Raw genomic sequence first — 654 nt, 5'->3', positions numbered from 1 at the left:
GTTGGCAATCAACTTGAGCCCCAGCTTGCGCACGAACAGGCTCAGCCCTTGGCCCACGCCGATGAACAGGCGCTTGACCACGCTGAGGTCGGCCTGGCCACCGGCGTTGAGCATCAGGTTGTGTTGCGCGGCAAGTTGCAGGTGCTTGCCGCTGGTCAGCGCGATGCCTTGCGGAGCGCTGAGCAGCAGGACGGAGGTCTTGAGCTGCTCGAGGTCCTGCCTGAGCAAGGCCAGTTGTGCCTGCACGTCGGCGGGGTCGGCCTGGCTCGCCTGCGCATCGCTGGAGAGGCTGTCCAACTGGTCGGCGGCCTGCTGCAACCGACCTGTCGCCTCGCTCATATCGAGCACCTGGCCTTGGGCGCGGGGCTGGGCATCCGCACTGATAAACACCCCCCTGCCACCCCGAATCGCCCCCCAGCCATCCGTGCGCAACTCAAACCCTTCCCCCCGCTTCTTACGCTCGGCATCCACCAGATGCCCCAGATTCAACTGGCTCTTTCCACTGTGCTCAGTGCTGAGCTTGATGTGTTCCTGCCCCCGCGTGTCGTCCAGGCGCAGTTTGTTGTTGGTCGGGGTACGCAAAACGTTGCGTCGTTCGTTGCGGGCGGTGACCGGGTCGGGGTGGCGGTCATCGTGCAGGGCGTGGGCGATGTA

The 654-nt window shown here is 65.0% G+C and carries 1 protein-coding gene; it reads right to left on the bottom strand.

Annotated elements, in window-relative coordinates; translation table 11 throughout:
* On the bottom strand, window positions 1-654 hold a 654-nt coding region (locus FHK92_RS22110; RefSeq protein WP_181289995.1), incomplete at both ends, for a type VI secretion system Vgr family protein.

The sequence above is a fragment of the Pseudomonas brassicacearum subsp. neoaurantiaca genome, assembly GCF_013608025.1.
In the GTDB taxonomy this organism is placed as follows: Bacteria; Pseudomonadota; Gammaproteobacteria; order Pseudomonadales; family Pseudomonadaceae; genus Aquipseudomonas.
The sequence above is the reverse complement of the archived record's forward strand: the minus strand, read 5'-3'. Positions and strand labels throughout refer to the sequence as shown.